16 protein-coding genes, 1 tRNA gene and 1 other RNA gene are annotated in these 20474 nt (G+C 60.6%); 7 read left to right on the forward strand and 11 right to left on the reverse strand.

Annotated features, from left to right (window positions below):
• Positions 1-33 precede the first annotated feature (33 nt).
• Positions 34-3543: a DNA polymerase III subunit gamma and tau gene (locus ABIB48_RS16250; RefSeq protein ID WP_354213627.1), complete on the reverse strand. Its 3510-nt coding sequence runs from the start codon at positions 3541-3543 to the stop codon at positions 34-36.
• A 71-nt stretch (positions 3544-3614) separates the two neighbouring features.
• An RNA gene (gene ffs / locus ABIB48_RS16255) (signal recognition particle sRNA small type) lies at positions 3615-3710 on the reverse strand.
• A 232-nt stretch (positions 3711-3942) separates the two neighbouring features.
• Here ffs and ABIB48_RS16260 point away from each other — a divergent pair.
• The 3 genes from ABIB48_RS16260 (at position 3943) to ABIB48_RS16270 (ending at position 5158) form a co-directional block, all read left to right on the forward strand.
• Positions 3943-4158, forward strand: a complete 216-nt coding sequence (locus ABIB48_RS16260) for a hypothetical protein (RefSeq protein WP_146213025.1) — start codon at positions 3943-3945, stop codon at positions 4156-4158.
• Between the two features lie 234 nt (positions 4159-4392).
• A tRNA-Ser gene (locus ABIB48_RS16265) sits at positions 4393-4480 on the forward strand.
• Between the two features lie 186 nt (positions 4481-4666).
• A complete protein-coding gene (locus ABIB48_RS16270) occupies positions 4667-5158 on the forward strand; it encodes a glutathione peroxidase (protein ID WP_354213628.1) in 492 nt (163 codons plus the stop codon).
• Between the two features lie 64 nt (positions 5159-5222).
• Here ABIB48_RS16270 and ABIB48_RS16275 read toward each other — a convergent pair whose 3' ends face one another.
• On the reverse strand, positions 5223-6110 hold the full coding sequence (locus ABIB48_RS16275; protein ID WP_354213629.1) for an HAD family hydrolase: 888 nt from the start codon (positions 6108-6110) through the stop codon (positions 5223-5225).
• A gap of 119 nt (positions 6111-6229) precedes the next feature.
• On the opposite strand from ABIB48_RS16275, the gene ABIB48_RS16280 reads away from it, so the two are divergent.
• Positions 6230-6529, forward strand: a complete 300-nt coding sequence (locus ABIB48_RS16280) for a type II toxin-antitoxin system VapB family antitoxin (RefSeq protein WP_110105911.1) — start codon at positions 6230-6232, stop codon at positions 6527-6529.
• On the forward strand, positions 6522-7346 hold the full coding sequence (locus tag ABIB48_RS16285; protein WP_354213630.1) for a LytR C-terminal domain-containing protein: 825 nt from the start codon (positions 6522-6524) through the stop codon (positions 7344-7346). Before ABIB48_RS16280 ends, ABIB48_RS16285 begins: the two co-directional genes overlap by 8 nt.
• A gap of 50 nt (positions 7347-7396) precedes the next feature.
• On the opposite strand, the gene ABIB48_RS16290 is transcribed toward ABIB48_RS16285, so the two are convergent.
• Genes ABIB48_RS16290 through ABIB48_RS16300 form a run of 3 tightly spaced genes read right to left on the reverse strand, consistent with a single transcriptional unit; the run spans position 7397 to position 9567 of the window.
• Positions 7397-8023 carry a TetR/AcrR family transcriptional regulator gene (locus ABIB48_RS16290; RefSeq protein ID WP_315914433.1) on the reverse strand — a complete coding sequence of 209 codons (627 nt, stop codon included), beginning with the start codon at positions 8021-8023 and terminating at the stop codon, positions 7397-7399.
• A 60-nt stretch (positions 8024-8083) separates the two neighbouring features.
• Complete coding sequence (locus tag ABIB48_RS16295; RefSeq protein WP_354213631.1) at positions 8084-9367, reverse strand: type II toxin-antitoxin system HipA family toxin; 1284 nt, start codon at positions 9365-9367, stop codon at positions 8084-8086.
• Positions 9364-9567, reverse strand: coding sequence for a helix-turn-helix domain-containing protein (locus tag ABIB48_RS16300; RefSeq protein ID WP_245932130.1), 204 nt, complete (start codon positions 9565-9567; stop codon positions 9364-9366). The genes ABIB48_RS16295 and ABIB48_RS16300 overlap by 4 nt, the downstream gene beginning before the upstream one ends.
• 232 nt (positions 9568-9799) lie before the next feature.
• Here ABIB48_RS16300 and ABIB48_RS16305 point away from each other — a divergent pair, with 232 nt between their 5' ends.
• Positions 9800-11083, forward strand: coding sequence for an MFS transporter (locus ABIB48_RS16305; RefSeq protein WP_315914431.1), 1284 nt, complete (start codon positions 9800-9802; stop codon positions 11081-11083).
• Between the two features lie 6 nt (positions 11084-11089).
• Complete coding sequence (locus tag ABIB48_RS16310; protein WP_354213632.1) at positions 11090-12082, forward strand: 2-hydroxyacid dehydrogenase; 993 nt, start codon at positions 11090-11092, stop codon at positions 12080-12082.
• A gap of 106 nt (positions 12083-12188) precedes the next feature.
• Here the strand turns inward: ABIB48_RS16310 and ABIB48_RS16315 are convergent, their stop codons facing one another.
• From ABIB48_RS16315 to ABIB48_RS16335, 5 genes are all read right to left on the reverse strand, one after another.
• A complete protein-coding gene (locus ABIB48_RS16315; protein ID WP_354213633.1) occupies positions 12189-13628 on the reverse strand; it encodes a DUF5129 domain-containing protein in 1440 nt (479 codons plus the stop codon).
• A gap of 104 nt (positions 13629-13732) precedes the next feature.
• Positions 13733-14896: a Wadjet anti-phage system protein JetD domain-containing protein gene (locus tag ABIB48_RS16320; RefSeq protein ID WP_354213634.1), complete on the reverse strand. Its 1164-nt coding sequence runs from the start codon at positions 14894-14896 to the stop codon at positions 13733-13735.
• Positions 14886-18266 carry an ATP-binding protein gene (locus tag ABIB48_RS16325; protein WP_354213635.1) on the reverse strand — a complete coding sequence of 1127 codons (3381 nt, stop codon included), beginning with the start codon at positions 18264-18266 and terminating at the stop codon, positions 14886-14888. The genes ABIB48_RS16320 and ABIB48_RS16325 overlap by 11 nt, the downstream gene beginning before the upstream one ends.
• On the reverse strand, positions 18263-18922 hold the full coding sequence (locus tag ABIB48_RS16330) for a DUF4194 domain-containing protein (RefSeq protein WP_354213636.1): 660 nt from the start codon (positions 18920-18922) through the stop codon (positions 18263-18265). Before ABIB48_RS16330 ends, ABIB48_RS16325 begins: the two co-directional genes overlap by 4 nt.
• Positions 18919-20454, reverse strand: a complete 1536-nt coding sequence (locus tag ABIB48_RS16335) for a DUF3375 domain-containing protein (protein ID WP_146213026.1) — start codon at positions 20452-20454, stop codon at positions 18919-18921. The genes ABIB48_RS16330 and ABIB48_RS16335 overlap by 4 nt, the downstream gene beginning before the upstream one ends.
• Between the last annotated feature and the right edge of the window lie 20 nt (positions 20455-20474).

A 20474-nucleotide genomic window follows, 5' to 3' on the forward strand; every position in this document is an offset into this window, starting at 1 on the left:
CCGTGGATTCGTCCGCCGCGCTTGGGAGACGGGTCAGAGGTTCGGGTTCAGTGCGCGTTCTTCCACGAGCACTCCGCCCAGAATACGCTCAACAGCAGCCTGACCCACCACACCAGATTCCTCGATGGTGACATCGTCCGGGCTGGGGACGTCCTCCACATAGGGCCCGGCCGCGGCTACTGCCGGTGCCTGGGCGCGGGCAGCCTGGGCTTCGGAGCTGTTAGCCAGCCGCTGATACATGCTCAGCTTTTCCCCACCCACTGCACCGTTCGGTCCCTGTGCCTCCTGCGCAGGATCACTCACCTGGGCTGGTGCCGGGGTTTGGGCAGCCTCTGCCAACTGGGCCGGAGGAGCGGGGCTCACAGGGACCACCGTAAAGTCCGGTGCGTTCACTGCCTCAGAACTTGCCAGAGAGCCGGACTGTGCGCCGGCAGCAGGTGCCGTGCGCTGTTCTGCCGTGGAAGTTTCCGCTGTTTTTACAGTTTCTACAGTTGGAGCAGGCGATTCAGCGAGGGCCGAAGTTCCTGGCTGGGCCCAATCGGGTGCGGAGGACATGGCGCCCCAGCCAGGATCGGCGACGTCTGAGCGGCGCGTCTGTCCCAGAGATACACCCCAATCCTGGACGGCATGTTGGGGATCGCCGGAGTCTGCTGAATTTGGCTGGGTGCCCTGGTGGGCTGCTTGCTGGGCCAAAAGTTCGCTGCGGCGAGGGGCTTCGGGTGTGCTGGGGGCAGCCGCCGGTTCTGCAACGGCCGGCGCATCCCAACCCGTAGTCCAGGCTGCAATAGGTGAGATCTTCGGGGGAACATACGGTTCGGCGGCAGGAGGCGCTGCCGGGTTGGGTCCGGACGTGAGCTGGCTCGATGCAGCCTGATCCGATGTTGCCGGGTTGGATACCGCCGTATTCGTTCCAGTTGGTGTGTGTATGGATTCGTCTGGGTGGTAAAGATCAGCTGGCGGGTAAGCTGCGTCGGACTCGTAAGGATCCGTGGGAGGGACGAAGTCCGGGTAGGGCTCATCCCACGGATCGCTTGGCTCGAGTGGACCGTCCCAGGGAATGGAAGAGGCTGTGGACTGCGCCGCCGCTGGCGGTGCTGATGCCGTGGAAGGATCCGTCTGGCCGGATACCGATGGCTGAAGTGCCGGTGCTGAAGCAGCAGGTGGGGCCGTGGATGTTGCCGGTGATGGCGGTGATGGCGGTGATGGCGGTGCCGAGGGGGCCTCGGTCGCAGGAACTGCCCTGTGGTGCGGTTCCACAGGGAGTCCCCAGTCATCGGTCGCTGGGGCCGGGCTGGCAGGGGCTGTGGCAGGGTTGGGTGCCACGGCAGGTCCCGCGGCGGGTGACATGACAGGTGCTGCGGCGGTCTGCCCGGGGGTCGGCTGCGACGCAGCGGCCTGCTGCCACTGCCCTGTGCTGGCATGTCCTGTGCTGGCGGCTACGGGTGGGGCGGCATTGTTACCAGTCCCTTCACGCCGTGGCGAAGGGCTACCAGTTTGAACTTTTGGGTTTGGTTCAGAGCTCGCTTTCGGGGCCTCGCCGTCGACAGGAAGGATCTGAACGCTCAAGCCAAGAACCTGGTTAATGGCTTGTTGCAGATTCGCCATATGGCCGCTGTTGCTGAACGCGGTGATGAGTCCGGTGGAGGGGATCCCCACACGCAACTCCTTGCCATCAAAGGTTTGCGGCATAACGCTTTGGTTTACAAAGACCCACGAAGCCATGCGAATGTTTCTCACGGCAGCGGTAATTTCCGGCCAGGCGCGGCGGATAACTTCAATGCCGGAGGACCCTGATGGCGCGGATGCAGCCGTACCGTTTGCCTGCTGCGGCGCAGATTGCTCCGCTGGTGCCTGGTGAGCGGCCATCTGGGCAGCTGGCTGTTCAGCGGGGATGCTGGAGTGCCCACCGGGGGTGGGTAAGTCATCCCACGTGCGTGCGGCCTGTGACGGCTGGGGTGTCTGCACCTGCTGCTCAGCGTGAACCGGCTGGACCGGCTGGACCGCCTGCTCGCGTTGAACAGGCCGAACAGGCTTTGTGGCGGGAGTTGACTGGTCCTCGGGTGAAACTGGTTGGGCTGCGTCAGGCCCGGGGACGGCGGGGGAGGAGGGCCGGGCCGCAACTTCGGCGCCAGCTGCTTCTTTCGCTCGGGCTATTTGCGCCCGTACCGCTGCCCAACCACTGCCGGATTCACTGCTGGAACCAGCTGCTTCTGGAGCGTTTGCTGAGCTGCCGGGCGCAGCTTGGTAAGGGGCTGCCGCGGCGCTGGAAGAGGCGGTGTTGGAGGAGGGGTAGCTCTGTGTGGGCACGCCCTGCTCTGGTGAACCGGGTGTGCCAGCTGAGGCCAACACTGAAGATGAAGCTGTGGGTGTGCCGGCGTAATTGAGTCGACGTTCAAGCTGGTCAAGGCGGGTGGCCATACCCCGAGTGGAGGAATCGGCTCCCGGGAGCAGGAGCCGCGCGCCCAGCAGCTCAAGATGCAGCCGCGGTGACGTTGCGCCAGTCATCTCATTGAAGGCCGCGTTGGTGACATCTGCTGCGCGGGAGAGTTCAGCAGCACCGAGCTGGGCTGCCTGCGTTTGCATCCGGGCAATGAGTTCCTCCGGGGTTCCACGCAGGATTGCGTGGGCGCTTTCCGGCATGGCTTGGACAATGATGAGGTCACGGAAGCGCTCCAGCAGGTCCTCGACGAAGCGCCGGGGATCATGGCCAGTCTGGATGACCCTGTCCACGGATTTGAAAACCGTAGCGGAGTCAGCTGCTGCAAGTGCCTCCACAACATCGTCCAGCAATGAAGAATGGGTGTAACCGAGCAGATCCACGGCCAAGTCATAATCAAGACCTGTTTCCGGGGCTCCGGCCATCAGCTGATCGAGAACTGACAATGAATCACGGACGGAACCGCCGCCGGCACGCACCACCAAGGACAAGACGCCCGGGGCGACGGACATATTCTCTTGTTCACACAGCTGTGCCAGATACGCCATGAGCGGCTCCGGGGGCACCAGCCTGAAGGGGTAGTGATGGGTGCGTGAGCGAATTGTGCCAATGACCTTGTCAGGCTCAGTGGTGGCAAAGATGAACTTGATGTGTTCCGGCGGCTCTTCAACAATTTTCAGCAGCGCATTGAATCCGGCGGAGGTGACCATATGGGCTTCATCGATGATGAAAATCTTGTACCGGTCACGAATTGGGGCAAAGGTGGCGCGTTCGCGCAGATCGCGGGCATCGTCAACACCACCGTGACTGGCAGCATCAATTTCAATGACATCAAGGGAGCCAGCGCCGCCTCGGGCCAGTTCAATGCAGCTATCACACTCCCCGCAGGGGTGCGAGGTGGGTCCCTTAGCGCAGTTCAGGCACCGGGCAAGGATCCGGGCTGAGGTAGTCTTTCCGCAGCCACGCGGGCCGGAGAAGAGGTAGGCGTGATTGACACGGTTCTTTTCCAGAGCAGCCATAAGGGGCGCCGTGACGTGATCTTGACCGATTAAGGTGGCGAAGGAATCTGGGCGGTACCGGCGGTACAGGGCTGTTGGTGCGTTCACAGTTGAAACCCTATCTAATCCGCCTGACAAATTGCCGCACGATGCGCGCATATTGGGGGCATCTGGGGATAAATAAAGACCCCCCATGCACCCGCCAGAGCCCGCTTACCCTTGCTACCTTCCGGTCCTGGGGGAGTTCACAGGGTGACGCCACATGAGGGGCCGGGAATCAGCTTACCTGACATTGCCGGTCAGTTGCGAATCAGCCGTTCCCTCCCGTCGGGGCATGGCGGGAACGGACGGCTACACGCTAGCTCATCCCGGAGCCCCGGAGAAGCTGTTTCAATTTTGTGGCGGCGGTGATACGTTCACCACAGGGGCACCTTATTGATAGACGAACATGCAGCCTTGGGCCGCCGCGCCTCTCAGCGGCGCTGGGCGCTTATAGGGGCGAGGATCATGCCGGACTATGACATCTTAAAATGGATCTTTTGGGCATTAGCTTTTGGCAGCGCCATATTGGTTCTGGTCCGCAGTGAAGTCTTTTCCACCCATTCCACCCAACGCACGAACCGGCACTCGGGGCAGCAAGCCATCCTCATGATAATGACTGTTGCCTTTGCGCTGGCAGGGTTCGTAACGGCGGCGATGGAGATGCGGGTCACCGGGCGCTAGATGTGCCGAAGGTGCGGCCACATTCTCAGATTCGGTCCGTCTCAGGCGTTGACCGCAGTGAGTGAAGTAAGGGTGGTGGGGCTTAAGCGGGACCGTGCTGCCCTTTACTTCCTGCCAGGATTTGAGCTGACTTGTGGCCGGAATTATGGTGTACGTCACTTGTTCGCTGACCGATTCGTGAGTTGGGCACTTTGTCAGGTACTCTTGAACCTGCCGTGTTCTGCACGGCAAGTTGGAGGATTCGCCTAGCGGCCTATGGCGCACGCCTGGAACGCGTGTTGGGTTAACGCCCTCGGGGGTTCAAATCCCCCATCCTCCGCCAAATACGACCCCTGGAAACCGAAAAGTTTCCAGGGGTCGTTTTGCGTTGCCTTAATGTTGAAGACTGGCTCGGGATGCCGTTGTTAGGTTTGGAGCCCCGTGCACAGGCATCCAAACCTAACAACGGCATCCTGGAACTGTAGAGCGCCACATGTAGGCAGGGGCGGTGCGGCGCTAGACTCGGGCTGTGAATACGCAAAGCCTGAACACTATCCCCCTCGCTCTCAACGACGGCACTGCGCCCACACTGGCGCAGTTGGCTCCCAAAGCGGTGCTACTGGTCAATGTTGCTTCTGCCTGCGGATTTACCCCGCAATACGACGCCCTTGAAGCACTGTACGAAAAATACCGCGACCATGGCTTGGTGGTTGTTGGCATTCCCTGCAACCAATTTGGCGCTCAGGAGCCGGGCACAGAGGAAGAAATTGCGGAGTTCTGCCGTAAGAACTTCGGTGTCACCTTCCCCCTTGCCACCAAGAGCGATGTCAATGGCGCTGCGGCTCACCCCATCTATGCACGGCTTACAGGCAATGGTGCCGAGCCAATCAAATGGAACTTTGAAAAGTTCCTGATCACGCACGACGGCGACGTGCGGGCGCGCTTTTCCTCAGCCGTTACCCCTGATGGGCCTGAGATGCTCGCTGCAGTGGAAGCGGTTCTTGCTGAGATTCCAGCATGAACTTGCAGCGGAGGGGCACCAGGAGCTGGCAGTAACGGCGCCCCGTCTACCCGCCCTTGTGGCGTTAAGCTGCCAACCCGTCCAGCCAAAACTGCAGGAATGCGGCGCCAGCGAAGTCGTTAACCACGTCATCGCTCAGGTTCAGATCCGCTGCGGTCTGCACTGGGTACGGCTTGGCCAGTACGCCCTCGCCCGGACGGACATCGACGTGCTTCACGCAGTGGTCCCGGTGGTGCAACCAATCAGCCATGGCGTAGTCAGTGCGGGAATCGCCTACCGTCCGCCACGCCTGCGGCACAATTCCCTGCGCTGCCAGAAGCTCCACGGCGCGGCTTGCGCCAAGGTCCTTGCCCAACTGCACCGATTCAATATCGGTGGAAATGATGGAGGGATCTACCCGGTAATCCACGCCACCATTGGACCCGGGCGCCCGGTGCTCAAGGCGGACAGCGCCCAAGCCGTGCGCGGCCAGCAGCACTAGCGCGTCGGCGTCGAACTTTTCCTGCTGGGCCAGATAATTGCCGCTCTCCACCTCAATGTGCTGCTCCACGGAGACCATGGCCCGCTTAGTTTCATCAAAGAACATGTAATCGGCGTAGGAGTTCGCCACCAGCTTGCGAATCTCCGTCCCAAATTCGGCAGGCATGGCCAGTGACTTATCAACATGGACGGGGCCGGGCCCCTCGGAGGTGAAGCTGAACCAGACGGCACCCTTTTCACAAATGGCGTGGACCACAGAGCCCTGGGGCAGGCCGGCCTGGAGCATGGGATGCATCAGCTGCTCGGAAATGAAGGCGTCGGAGCGCCCGGTGTTGAAGACTACGGGGATGCCTCGGCGCACCAATTCGATCAAGTTGGCGATGATGTCAGCGGAGACACGCCGGGTGACGGGGCTGGCGAGCGGGCCGTCAACATCAAGGAGAAGGGCAAGGGGAGGGTGCGCGATTGTCATGGAACCATGTTCTCAGCAGCAGTGGACAAGAGCCACTTTGCATAACCATTGTGCAACACACCGGGACGCGGGTGAGTCACACAGTTCCTTTCACCCCCTCTTGTCCTTAGTCTGAAGGGGTGATCTTCAAAGCAGTTGGCGATAAACGCCCGTACCCGGAGCATGGCTTCGTCACGCCCAAGGACTGGGCCGGCGTGGCGCCGCGCCAAGTCCGTCTGGCCGATCTGGTCACCACCAAAGCTCAGCTGGACTTAGAAGCCCTCCTGGCTGAGGACTCCACCTTCTTCGGTGACTTGTTCCCGCACGTGGTCCTGTGGCGGGGCACCTTGTATTTGGAGGATGGTCTGCACCGTGCTGTGAGGACGGCCCTGCACCAGCGCACCATTTTGCACGCCCGCGTTCTGGAGATAGATGACTAGGCCGCCTGCGGGGCAGTCCACGGACGGTCCCGCGCCGGAGAGCCCCGCAGCGGAGAGTGAGGTGCTGCTCACTGCGCGCCAGCATCGCAGGGCGCAGAGGGAAGCGCGCCGCCAGGCCAAAGACGAAGCGTACGAACTTCGCATGCAGCGCAAGAGGAAGAAAGACGGCACCACCTGGCGCGGGCACCACATTGTGGACACGGATGGTTTAGCCCAGGCGTTCCCCGAGCCTGAATCGCCTGAAATATTATCCAGCACCGTGCGCCGGCGCATTACGCACGCCGCCGTGTTGTTGTTGCTCCTGGCGTTGGTGGTGGCCGGGTTGGTGCTGGTGGGGATGGTGCAGCGCGGAGAGCTGGAACTGAAATTGGGGGCCGGGCGGCCTAGCCCCACCCAGTGGGCCTGCCCCACAGAGACCCTTGACTATCCGGCCAACAAGGCCGTAAGCGTGAACATTTTCAACGGCAGCACTGTTGAAGGCTTGGCGGGGAAGGTGGGTGCCGAACTGAAGAAACGCGGTTACCAAGTCAAGGAAGTTGATAATAAGGGAGTGGCTCTTCAGGCCCCCACGGTGATCACCTCCGGGCCTGCCGGGCGTGCTGCGGCGTTTAATTTGCAGCGCAACTTCCCTGACAGTGAATACGTTGAAGACAACCGCGAAGATGCCACAGTGGATGTTGTGGTGACGGGCCTCTTTGTTGATCTGGTGGCTGCCAAACAAGTGGATCAGAGCGCGGGGGTGCTCTCCTGCCCGCGCCTGAGCCCGGCACCCAGCGAAGGTACACCCAGCGAAGGCGCCACTGTACCTGCCGGATAGCTCGGCCTGCCAGATAACTGTGCCTGCCAAAGAGAAGCCTGCCAGAGAGCCTAGCCCTGCTGGACGGGGCGTCCCTTGGCGTCGAAGCTTGCGCCAACTCCGGCTTGAATGAACCTGACGGCCCCCGCAATGTGCTCTTCATCCGGGGTGTCCATGTTGCGCCTTGAGGCACTTGCCGTCAACGAGCCGTGGATGAGCTGAACCAGGCCGTCAACGTCTGCAGCGGGTAGGTAACGCTGAGCCATCCCGGCGCGCAGAATATCCGTCAAGATAGTGTTGAGTTCGCCAACGTGAACACCTAACTTGGCGAACGATTCGCTTGAGAGAACAGAGCGCATGGCCGGTCCGGGAGGCAGGTGGCGCCGGGTGAGGTCCTCCATTTGGGCCCGCACATAAACAGCCAGGCGGTCCACTGGATTTTCTTGGCCCTCCAGTTTGCTCTTGAGCTCAACAACAAACTTGCCGGTCTCATCCAGGGCGTAGGCCACCAGAAGTTGTTCCAGATCGGCGAAGTAGTTGTAGACGGCGGTTCTTCCCACACCAGCAGTCCGGGCAACATCGGTCATGGTCAGGCCGGGAAGGCCGTGGGTGAACAGAAGCTCGCCAAAGGCGTTGAGGATTTTGCGCTGCGTCTGCTCGCGCTGCGCCGCGTTCGTGGGCGCGACAATTCTTGGCATAGAGACAGTTTAGCGGCAATTCGTCAGTAAAAGTATTTTGCGCCCGCAACGCCTCCTGAACTATTTCTGGATTGCTGCCCGCCGGATTCCCAAGACACGTACCACTGCGGCACTGACGTCCCGCTCAAACGGCAGTTCCGCAGTGGTGAGCAAGGATGCGGCCTGCGCCTTGTCAATGCACTTGGCTACGAGCCGTTCCGGGATGTTCAAAGACCTCCCGAAGCGCAGCCAATCGTTGCGGTCCAGCCCTGTCCGGCTGCCGGCGCTGCCGCCCACTGGCAGGGCCATGCCGGGATCGCGGGATGGGTCCCCGTCGGTGAGCTCTGTCAGGATGCCGCCCGGCACGCCTGCTGCGAAGCCTTGCTCAATTTCGCCAGCTAGGGTGCACTGAAGATCATATGCGGGGGCTACCATCCACTCACCACTCTGTTGCTGGACCACTGAAATATTTTTGGCATGGAGGTTTCCATTACCTGTGAGCCAGGCAAAGAGGAATTGCAGGAAAATATTTCGGGCAGCTAAAGCCTGGGAAGAACACATGCTGATGGCAGCGGCAGCTACCGCCTCACTGGGTACCGAGTATTTGCGGCCCGGCCCCAACCCCATCAGTTGTGCGCAGTCCTCCACCGCCAGGGGCCCGGTGGGGGACCGGTCAAAACGTGAGACTAGCAGCGCTGCCGCACCAACGCCGTCGTGCACCAGGCGGGCCTGCGCTATGGGGATGGACAGGGCCCGGGCCTTGGTCAGCAGGAGGTGCTCGGTTTCAACTTGGTGCTGGTGGCTGCCATCGTTGAACTTCAAGAGATAGGCGCGGGACGGGTCCTTGTCATGGCGGTAGGACGCCGTGACCTTGTCCTGCAGGCCAGCCAGCGCCGACACATCAACAGGCCCCGGGATGGCGGCAAAATCGGCAAAGTTGATGTCATCCATGGTTTTGGTGACTGTCAGCAGCGCGGGGATGGTCTCTGGCTGCTGGCCTGCGGGCACAATCTGGACATCTCCCACGGGATTTTCCCCCGCGGCTATCAGCAGCGAGAATTCGTCATCAAGGGTGGTTTTGACGGCCCAACGCAGCTTGGCCAGGCGCTCACCTTCCGGTAGTAGCCCGGAAAAGAAGGCGGGTACGCTGCCGTGGCTCAGCGTGACGGGGACGTCCAAGGCCGGCAAGGTGGAGGCGATCCCGGGCCCGCCGCTCTTGAGATACTCCGGCAGATAGGCGAACACAACTCCCAAGCCGGCTTGCCGGGTCAAGGTTGCCGCGGCCATGCCTCGCTTATAAATGGTGGCTTGGGTGACCGATTTGGCATAGTCCAGACTCTTCATCGGATCACGGCTGTTCTTCATCGGGTCACCGCCAAGGAAAGGCTCATGCCCAAGGCGGCGGCCACGGCGGTCAGGATGTCCAGCCGGACTGTTTCGCGGCCGTTTTCCAGATCGCTGAGTACGCGGGTGGAGATATCGGCGAGGTCCGCCGTTTCATTTTGCGTCAGGTTCAGTAACCGGCGCCTGGCACGCAAGGCCGCACCCAGTTCTGCAACATCCATGGTGGTTTCGCCTTTCCCCGCAGCTGGCACGGAGCTCCCGGGGCCGCTGAACGGCCTGTGGCTCCATCCTAGTAGCATGACGCCATTATTCTGCATGATCTTGCAAAATAAGAGAGACTACGGGGTTGTGTGACTATCCGGGTCGCTGTTGGCCAGTGGCGTTAGAGGGCGGATCCAGACCATTTTTCTGGCCTCTTCTCACCTTGCAGCCGGCATTGACTAAGGTTGAGCAGTGACCGATTTCCTGCTGAAGAGACCCTGGACCGGCCGTATTGGCGCACTACTAGGCATCTTGGTCATGGCGTTGAGCTTGCGCCCTGCTGTCTCCGTGGTGCCGCCCCTCTTGGGCGAGCTGACCGGTGAACTGGGCTTTGACCCCGCATCAACGGGCCTGTTGGCTATGTTGCCGCCGCTGATGTTCGCTATCTTTGGCCTGCTGACCCCTGTCCTGATCCGTAAATTCGGCCTCGAGAAGGCTCTTGTAGCCGCCGTGTTTTTGGCTGTGGCGGGGCAGTTGGTCCGGGCGGCCACAGACTCTGTGTGGCCGTTCCTAGGCTTCACCGCAGTGATCATGGCGGGCTACGGCATTGGCAACGTGGTGCTGCCGCCGCTGGTGAAGAAGTATTTCCCTGACCGTGTGGGACTGGTGACGGCCGGGTACGTGACGCTGCTATCGGTGGGCACTGCTATTAGCCCGCAGCTGGCTGTTCCGGTGGCGCAACTTACCGATTGGCGGGTCTCCATTGGCATGTGGGCCGCGGTGAGCCTGGCCGTTTTGCTGCCCTGGATCATCCAGTTCACACGGGACCGCAAACCCCGCGCCGGAATCTCATCCACGAACTCCGCTCACCTCAGTGCCTCCTCCTCGCAGGAGCCCACGCCCCGGCTGCGGCCTTGGCGCTCGCCGGTGTCATGGGGGCTGGCCATTTTTCTGGCGGGCAACTCCGCCCAGACCTACGTCTATTTCACCTGGTTACCGCCTTACCTCTCAGGCCAGGGGCTTGATGCGGGCGCAGCAGGTTCGGCGCTGGCCTACTTTGCCATCCTCGGATTGCCGGTGAGCCTGTTGGTGCCGCTGGTGGTGCCGCGCATGAAAAACCCGATCATTGCTGTCTGCGTTTTTGCACTGTGTTGGGGCGCCGGCCATGTGGGCCTGTACTTATCTCCCCTGGACGGGACATGGCTGTGGGTGACATTTGCCGGATTGGGCCAGGGCACCTTCGCCATGGCACTGCTCATGGTGAATCTGCGCTCGCGGACCACGCACGGATCCTCAGTGCTGTCCGGGTTTAGTCAGGGTCTTGGCTATGCGGGGGCGGGAATTGTCCCGCTGTTCTTCGGTACCCTCCACGACGCCACAGGATCCTGGAGCGCCTCATTCGCCACGTTGGGAGTTTGCATGGCGGTCATGATGACGGGAGCATTCATGATCAACTCAAAGCGGTACATTGAAGATTCCGCCACGGAACCCCTTCCCCCAGCCCCCGCGGAACGTGCAGTAGATCTCAAGGAGTAACCCAGTATGAGCCCTCGATTCTTAGTGACTGCCAGCATCCCGGAGCCCGGTATGGCGCTGCTGTACGACGCCGGTGATGTCACCTTGTTGCCGGAGGTTCCGGACGCTGATGCACTGCGAGCCCTCTGTGCCAGCGGTGATTATGACGTGCTGGTGGCACGCCTGTCAGACACCATCGATGCGTCATTACTGGGCAGTGCCAAGCTCCGCGGTGTCTCCAACTACGCCGTGGGGTTCAACAACATTGACGTCCCTGCTGCCACCGCCCGCGGGATTGTGGTGGGCAACACCCCCGGAGTCCTCACCGATGCCACCGCGGACATTGCCATGCTGCTCATTTTGGGCACGGCCCGGCGCGTCATAGAAGCTGACTCGTTGGTCCGCTCCGGCGGGTTCAGCGGGTGGAACCCACAATTGCTGATGGGCTCCGACGTGTCCGGGCAGGTGCTGGGCCTGGCAGGTTTTGGAAGGATTGCACGGGCCACGGCCCGCCGGGCTGCGGCTTTTGGTATGGATGTGGTGTTCTCGCCCCGGCCGCCGGCCGAACGCATTGTTTCAGAGGAAGAGCTGGGGGACCTGGCCGGTAAGGTCCGGCAGCTGCCGTGGGAGCAGGTGGTGGCGCAGGCCGATTTTCTCTCCATCCATGTGCCGCTGAATGAGGACACCCAGCACCTGGTGGACGCCTCCGTTCTGGCTGCCATGAAGCCCGGCGCATTCTTGATCAACACGGCACGCGGACCTGTGGTGGATGAGGCGGCGCTCGTTACGGCGTTGCGTGAGGGTGTCATTGCCGGGGCCGGACTGGATGTGTATGAGAATGAGCCCGAGCTGGAAGCGGGGTTGGCGGAGCTTCCCAACACGGTATTGCTGCCTCATATTGGCAGCGCCACGGTGCCTGTCAGAAACAGGATGGCCGTGCTGGCAGCAGCCAATGCTATTGCCATGGCCAAGGGAGAGCTGCCCCCGCACCCGGTCAACCCGGAAGCCTTCTCAAACTGACGCTATCCCACCTTTGGCGTGTTTTCCCGGGTCGCTATCCCACCTCCTGCTCAACCTAGGGCGCACTCCGGTGAGAGATGGGTCCAAGGTGAGTTCCGGCGTCGGACTAGAAGCGTGAAGAGCTGCCAGAACCGGAGAAGCTGCCCCCGCTGGAACCGTAGCCGGTACTGCCACCAGCACTGGCGTTGCTGCGTGTTGTATCAACTTGCTGCCGGGCGCTGACATAGCCGCTGTTGAAGGAAACTACCGAGTAAAAGCTGTTCCACCCGTAGACCGAACCAAGAATGGTGGGCTGCCTGCGGTGGAAATCCTCTTTCCGGTCCGCGTCCATGGAACTGCGCATTGCCGTTTTTTCAGAAGACGTTTTTGCGTACTTGTCAATGGCGGCGTCTGCATGCTGTTGCAGCAGGGCCGTCAGCCCCTCACGGATGTGCGCCAATTGATCCAGAGCGGCTTCTGGAGTGATGCGCCCTTCTTGGAATGACGCGCCTAGTTGCTCAAGTTCGGCCAGCTTTTGGGGACCGAAGGAATTCAGTACAAGGGTGCTGGGTAGCCCTTGGGCCTCGAGTTGGGAAACCAAGGTTGGTAGTTGATGTAAGTCATCGCGCAGCGGCCGTATCTGACGGTCCCATGCACCCTCCCACCCGGAGAAACGGTTCAGAAGCGTGTTGGTGTCGCCAATGACATCATCCAAGGCGTCCAGTTCTTGGGCCAGATCCGCATACTGGCAAACGATCATGACATTTGCTTTTTTGGATAATTCCTTCTGAGAGTAGGCGTGCGATTGCTGATTAAGTACGCTGGTCTCGTTATACCGGGCGCTGAAGTTCCGGTATTTTTCCAGCACTAAGGCACCATAGGAGGACGCCTCCGGTATGGTTTTGGCATTCAACTCAGTGGTTTCCAAAGCAAGGCTCACACTGGCAAAGCCGGCGTCGCCACGCTTTAAGTGTTCAGCCGCTTTCTTCCGGTTTTTACTGCGCATGGCGGCACGGATACCGAAGCCAAGAGTAGTGAAGAGAGCAGCAATGCCGGTGCTGATGAAGAACCACGTTGATTGGTACCACGGCTGATTGATCAGCTTCGCAGCCTTCTTCACTCCGGTGATGGTGCCGTCAGTCCACTGGGCGTCACGGAACAAATCCCTCGCTGAATCTTGAATGGCGGCCCGCTTGGACAAGGACACCTTGCGATCCTCTCCCATGTAGGTCCCAACCTGGCGCCCCACGGGATCGAAGGCGAAGATGAACAGGCCGTCGGCAAACTTTTGCCCGTCCGCGCTGAGCCAGTAAGGATGCAATGCTCGGGCGTAGCGCAACACTTCCTCATTGAAGTTGTCGGATTTTTTGCCGTTGCGGGTAAAGATCACCACCTTCGTGGGGGCACGGAAGTTGATGTTCTCGAGCGCAGTTACCAATTGCGGTTCGAAGAGCACGCCGGCGGTGTCCTCAATAACAACGCTGGCCGGTGCCTCTGCTACAGCGGCCGGAGCAACCCCCACCATGGTCATGAGCGCCAGCAGTAGAATCCCCAAAGTCTTCTTCATGGTCACAGCCCACCATTATGGCCGGGCCAATAGCAAGTTAGGCCGGTCACCGCAGTGCAGAAGTTGCAAGAGTCCGTCAGCAAAGAAGTACTGCGACGATTGGTTCAGAGCAGGTGTCCCAACACCCAATCCCAGCGCAGCAGTTCCTGCTCCAGGCGCAGCGTGGGCGCGAAGGTGCCGTCCATCAAGGCGTAATGGAGAGCGTTTTCAGCAGGGTTCAGGTGCGTTAGCTGTGCTGATGTGGCGGTGCCCTCGTGGCCCCAAAAGTCGCGGTGGGCCAAGAGCGTTTCCTCATCCATGAGAATGCTGCGCACGTGCGGATGGTGGGAGCGCAGCTGGTCCAGGATGCGGAAGCCGTGAGTGTCAATGTCTCCCCAATAGAGCACCTCAACGTCTGCGAGCCAGGCAGCGTCACGGATTCCTTCGAAGCCGTAGCCGCCGCCAAACACCGCCAAGGTGCGGGGCATCTGTGGCAGTGCCAGGAAATTGACCAGGTTTTCCGTGGTGATGATCGTGTCCACATCCACCGGGAAACCGGCAAAGGCGGCTGCCGTCACCTCAATATCTTCCATGCCCTGAGCCACAACCTGGGTTGGGTCCAGAAAGCGCAGCCTGACACGGTCTGGGGCTGCCAGAAAACCGTGCCGGCGGGCGTAATTCTTGCCGCTGAGCAGCCGTTCCGGTACCAACATCGCCAGCATCGAATCAATGAGCCGGCGGTGGTTTTCCACAAACTTTGTATGGACTCCGGGCAGGGAAAGCTGCCGCAGGTAGAGCCCTGGAGCCGGATTGGCCTCCATCCACAACGCAACTCTGGCCGCAGTCAGGGCATCCACCCCGAATTTGAGCAGCTCCAGCGGCCGTTGCAGTGACCACGCCTCCAACCGGATGTCCAGTAGGGTCAGGTGCCTACTTAGCGCTGTGAACTTTGCGGCTTCGCGCCCAAACCCCAGGAAGGTGATTTCCTCCGCGGCGGATGCGAACACGGCGGCGCACGGCAGGGTATTGGCACCAATGGTGGTTGCCCCAACGCTGATGTACTCCAGCGCCGCGCCGCGTGGCGCCGGGTCCCACGTTTGCGCCCAGGCCGCGGCGCGCGCGTAATCTGTGCGTAGTTGGGTGGCGCTGGGGTATTTCAACGTTCGACGCCGGGGATGGGTTCCCGAGGGTGTGTGAAACTCCCGCAGCAACTCACCGCTGGTCCAGGCACGCAGTACCGCGGTGCGCAGATCGGCCGGACTGCTCCATCCGGAAGTGTTAGCGGCCACGCTTCTCCCGTTCGGCCCGGTACTGGTGAATGGTCATATTGCGCAGCTGGGAATCCGCACCTGTTTCGTTGGCCACAAACCCCACGTTGGCCACAAAAGGTTCAATGACGTGGATCTTTTGTAAGGGCGTGACAATGAGCAATTGAAGTTTCAGACGTTTGAACAGCTCCAGCCCGTACTTGGCCGATTCGTCCGAGCCGCGCCCAAAGGCTTCGTCAATGACTACAAAGCGGAAGCTGCGCTGATTGCCCGGTCCTGCGGCAATCCCAAATTGGAACGCCAGGGCAGCAGCAAGGATGGTGTACGCCAGTTTTTCCTTTTGTCCGCCGGATTTGCCGCCGGAATCAGTGAAGTGCTCGTGTTCCTCACCGGTTTCAGTCCATTTCTCGGAGGCGGAGAACGTGAACCAGTTACGCACATCCGTGACCTTCGCCGTCCACCGCTCATCCAGGTTGGTGCGTCCCTCACGGCCCCGGAAGCGCTCCACCAAGGCTTCGACCTGCAGGAATTTTTGTTCGGAGTATTGTTCCTGCGCACCGATGGAACCCTCCGAACAAGCCCGAAGGTCAGTGCCGAACTCCCGCACTTCAGGATCGCTGCTTGCCTGCGGTTCCAACTGGATGTGCCGGCCGGGGTTGTATTCAATCCGGGCCAGGGACTCGTTGATTTCACCAATACGGGAGACAATATCCTGTTTTCGGGCGTCCAAGAAAGCATTGAACGCCACGATCTCATGGATGGTGTTTTGCGTCAGCGATTCCTTGAAACGTTCGGCAAAGCGCGGGAGATCGTTCTCCGCCAGCTGTGTCAGGATCTTGTTGAACTCTCCTGCAGCCTCCAGCGATGCATCAAGATCGGTAGTCTCGGCAGGGTACTTGTTGCGGAAATCGGTCATGAACCTGATGGTGATTCCCTCGGCGGTGCTCATACGCCGGCTCAGGCCATCGATGCTCCGGGTGAGGGTTTCCCGGACCTTGCTCTCAATCTTGGCCGTGTTCTTGTACGTCAGCACGCCCGACTCAAGCGCCACCGCGGTGAGTTTGCCCAGCTCAGCCAGCAGCCCGGCGTCGGACGTCAAAGCACTTTCCGCCAGGGACTCCCGGCAGTCTGCAATCTGCTCGGAGAGGGTGCGAATGTCCGCCTTGCCGGAGCCGATCCGCTCCATCAAGGTGCGTAGCCGCTGATTGGTCTTCTCCACGCGAGCCGCGGTTTCGCTTTCCCTGCGGGTCAGCTCCCGCAGGATGTCGCTGGAGGATTCAAGCGCCGCCTTCTCCTGCGTCAGCCCGGCCATGGCACGCACGGTTGACTGCCAGTTGAGGTCCGCAAAATTTCCGACGGCGGAAATGGTGCCGATGAGCCGTTGCTGGCGGCCCAGATTGCCCAGCTGGCTGTCAATGCGGGCAAGACCGTCACTGGCCGTGCGGAGTTGCCCTTCTGCCTGTTCAAGGGAGGTGCGCAGGCGGGCAATTTTATCGTGGTTGTCCCAGCCAAGCACATAGGATGAGCGGTCGCTCAGGGCCTTGCGGTCATCCTTCTCATGGCGGCCAGCACCACTCTTGAGCTGGCCGTTGATGGTCAGGGCTTTGGGATAACGCCGGAACTCGGCCATACTCTCGCAGCACTGGTGATCAAAACGGCGGCCCAGCTCGTCCAATAAAAATTCGCGCAGCGGTGTGCCGGCCTTGATGCTGATCTTCCCAGCCAGGGTGTCCGGGGCTGGCGGGCGAGGGGTGGGGGTGTCGCCAACCTTGAGATAAACCAGCCGAGCGCGCAGGTTGTTCGAGTCAACCCAGTCACTTACGGCGGAGTAGTGCCCGCCGGCGACCAGCAAGGACAGGGCAAAACCATGCAGGGTGCGCTCGGCGGCGCCTTCCCATGCGGCCTCAGATTCGCGCACCTTCAGCAGCTCTCCAGCAAAGGGCAGCTCGGATTCTGCGATGCCAGTGCCATCGCAGAGTTTCTTGCGCAAAGCGATCAACCAACTGGGAAGCAGGCTTTGCCTGTTCAACAGACTCTTGAGTTCCTCCTTGTGGTCCCTGGCCTGCTCCACAGCGTCGGAGCGCTGGCGGTCAAGGGCGGTGCGCTGTCCCTGCAGTTCGGTGTTGGCCTCAAAAAGGTGCTTCTCTACCCCGGGCAGGGCAGCGGCGTTGGCGTCAAAGACCACTTGATCTTCTGGTTCAAAAAGTCCCAGGACGGTTGCGGCCTCGGAGTACGTGGCAAAGCGCTCACGCTGGGAGCCGGATTCAATGGCCATGCGCGCCAGCTCGGCCTCGATGCTCGCGATCCGCCCACCGCCGCTGGTGCGTATGTCATCACGCAGATCTGCCAGCTCCCGGGTGAAGCTGCCCAGCTCGGCCGTCAGCGCAGTTTGCTGCTCGCTCACCTTGGCTGCGGCACGTTCCAATTCCAGTAGATGGGCCTCGCTGAGCTCCAGTTTCCGGGAGGTGAACCAGGCAGAGAGCTGTTCGCGCTGCTGCTGCGCACCGCTGTGCTCCACGGTCAGGGTCTGGTGGCGGGCCGCGTTCTCGCGAACGGGTTCCAGCATGCGGATCTGGTCCTTGGCCCGCAGCACAGCATTGTGGGCCTTCTTCAGATCGTCGAAGTGGTGCAGCAGGTTTTTGATCCGGGTTTCAACATCGTCCTCCTCCAGCATGTTGGTGCGGACAAAGTGGGTGATGTTCTCCACCTGCTTCATGGAGACGGTGCGGTGGAACAAGTCCATGGCTTGGGCGGAGCCAATACCGAAGTGGCGTTTGAAGGCGGCGCCGTATTTTTCAAAGACGTCAAAGACAGCCACGCCATCGTTGCGCAGGCGGCGCTTTAATTTGCTCAGGTCGGTGCCGAAATCGGAGAAATCGCCTTTGATGGACTGCTCGCCCTCGGCGATGGAGTAGAAGCGGGTGGGCTGCCCGGCCTCCTGCGTGGCCCACAGCGTGATGGCCAAGGAGATGGTCTTGTTCAAGGTGGCATTGTGAAAGACACCCAACACCACGGTGAATGTGCCGGGTCCGCGCAGTGCCACAGGGCGGGAAGCATCGCCAAGACCGCTGCGGGCGCTCTTGTGGAAGCCGCGCACATAGGACATGAGGCTGCGTTCCTTCTTTTGCGCACCGGCAGCCTTGTTGTATTCAATCCTGTTGGCAGGTAGCAAGAGTGTGGTGATGGCATCGACAACGGTTGACTTGCCGGAGCCAATGTCACCTGTCAGCAAGCTGTTTTCGCCATCGAGCCGGAACGTCCGGACATCCTTGTTGAAGGTGCCCCAGTTCAGCAGTTCCAAGCGGTGCAACCGGAAACCTGGCCGGGTACCGGAGCTATCTGTGGTGAGGTCATCAAGGCTGAAAAGACCCGACTGGGCTTGCATGCTCATGCTCTGGCCGCCTTGGCTTTGCTGGTGGGGGGCGTGTCGCCTGCGAGCGTGGCGCGGTAATCGGAGAGCCTGGCGTCGAACTCTTCGAGCCACTGGGCATCCACATAGGCCTTGAGGATGCGCGCCACCTCATAGCTCTGCTCCTGGCCGCGGAGCTTGCGCAGGAAACCCAGTTCGGTGACTTTCTTGATGTTGCTGGCCAGCTGGTCCAAAATGCGGGCCTCATTGCTGGATTCGGGCAGGAATACGGAAACCATCTCAGAAATTTGTTGCACTGTCATGATGAGCCGGGTCTCACTGTTTTGCGTATCAAACTCGGCCAACCGGGCACGTAGTAGGGCCAGCAGCAGGCTGACCTGGAAGGTCAGTTGGCGGCGGGGGATGAGGCGGGGAAGGTCTGTATCTGCGTCGGGATGTGAACGCAGGAATGCGTAGCCTTCACCGTCGTCAAGGACCAGTTCCAAGCCCAGCACAGCCACATAATCGCGGGCCTGGGCGGACAGTTCCGTGAGCCGTTGCCACAGTTTTTCGTCGCCTTCGCGGTAGAGCACGCCCTTGAACAGCTTGGTGACCACAAGGGGCAGCCCGTCAGGGGTTCGTGCCGCAACGCCCAGGATGTCATCGGGTTGGGCAGAGTCTTCAAGGATGGCTGTCATGATGGCCTCACAAAGATGATTTTTTCAACGGTGGCTTCCCGCAGGCTGCCGTCGGGGAGTGTCCAGGAAAGGGTTTGAACAGAATCGGAGTCGATGGTTGCCGAACTTGACGCGGTGGCGAGCTGAAAATATGTGACGAGCTCGGCCAGCCCCTGACTAAGCGGGAAAGCGTCCGTGACCTCAGCCAAGGTGGCTTGTTCGGCGTCTGCCAGGACCGCATCAATGTTGGCTTCCAGTTTTTGCGGATCCACATGGAACTGTTCGAAGAGCGCTTGGGCGTCCACATCGAGGTCATCGGCAACATCGACAAAATCGTTGATGGGTGTTTGGCGGCTGGGCTCATACAGTGGCCGTTCAAAGGGCAGCGCCACGGGCACGTCATGGCCGGGCAGATCGGCAAACACGCCCGTAGGAGGGATGGCGCGGACGGCTACGGCACCGGATTCAATGTTGCGGATCAACGCCATGATGCGCTTATTTTCCAAAAAAACCTTGTCATCGAGCAGGCGCCGGATCTGGGCCGAGAGCTGGCGCACGGTGGATTGGGTCTGTTCTACGGCAGGAAGCCAGTCCTTCTGCATGGACGTGATGGAGTGCAGCCCCTCCTGCGTGGCAAGGGCATCAATGTGGGTGGCCCGTTCCAGAAGTTCGTGCAGCTCGGAGCGCAGCTGGGGGGACATCAGGTAATCCCAAAAACCTTGGAACGTGCGGCCCTGCAGGGAACCGCTGATGTCCTGCTGGGAGGAGAAAATTGACTCGAGGAGGTCACCCTGACCGCCTTCCCAGAGGGAGATCTGTTCACGTAGTTTGCGGTCAAGTTTGCGAAAGTTCGCCTCCACTTCGCGGAAATCCGAGAGCAGGTCCTTGGCTTGTGTGGTGAGTTGGTGGAAGTGGTCCACGGCTTCGGGGCGGCTCATGACGGCAATGGTGCCGGAGCGGATCAGTTCCATTTGTTCGTCAATGTCATCACGCTGACGTTGCAATTCCGCCAGCCGTGCGTCCGGGTCCGTTTCAGAACCGTGGACCAGGGTTTTGAGGAGGTTGAAGATGCTGGACAGTCGCGATTGAGTGGGGACAAAGTCGCGTCCGCGCAATGCTTCAACCCAGCGAATCACATCTTCGGTGGAGGCGGTGAGATCATAAACAGGCTCATCACGGTTCTCAGCATAGAATTTTCGCAGCCACGCCTTGGCCGGTTCGGCCCAGTCATCAAGGTATTCGCTGGCGGAGCGGGGGAACCGTTCTTCACCTAAGGTGTCCCGCAAACTGAACAGCACATCATCAAGGATTTCCACCAGATCCTGGCGGCCTAGATTACGTTGGTTGGGGCCGGTGAACGCCGCCATGAAGAACGTCAGGGCCAGGGGCGCATTTTGGGCGCGGAGCAGGGACCAACCGGCGTGGTTCTCACGCAGGGAGTTGATTGAAAAGTAGTCCATGAAGAACTCCAAAAAGGTGGTGATTGCTTCACTGACCATGGTAGGCGCAGGAACTGACAAAGAGGCATTGAGGCACAGGTGTAGGTATGTCACGGAACTGGGCTTTAGCTGCC

It is taken from the genome of Arthrobacter sp. UYCu511 (assembly GCF_040547105.1).
Classification (GTDB): domain Bacteria; phylum Actinomycetota; class Actinomycetes; order Actinomycetales; family Micrococcaceae; genus Specibacter; species Specibacter psychrochitiniphilus.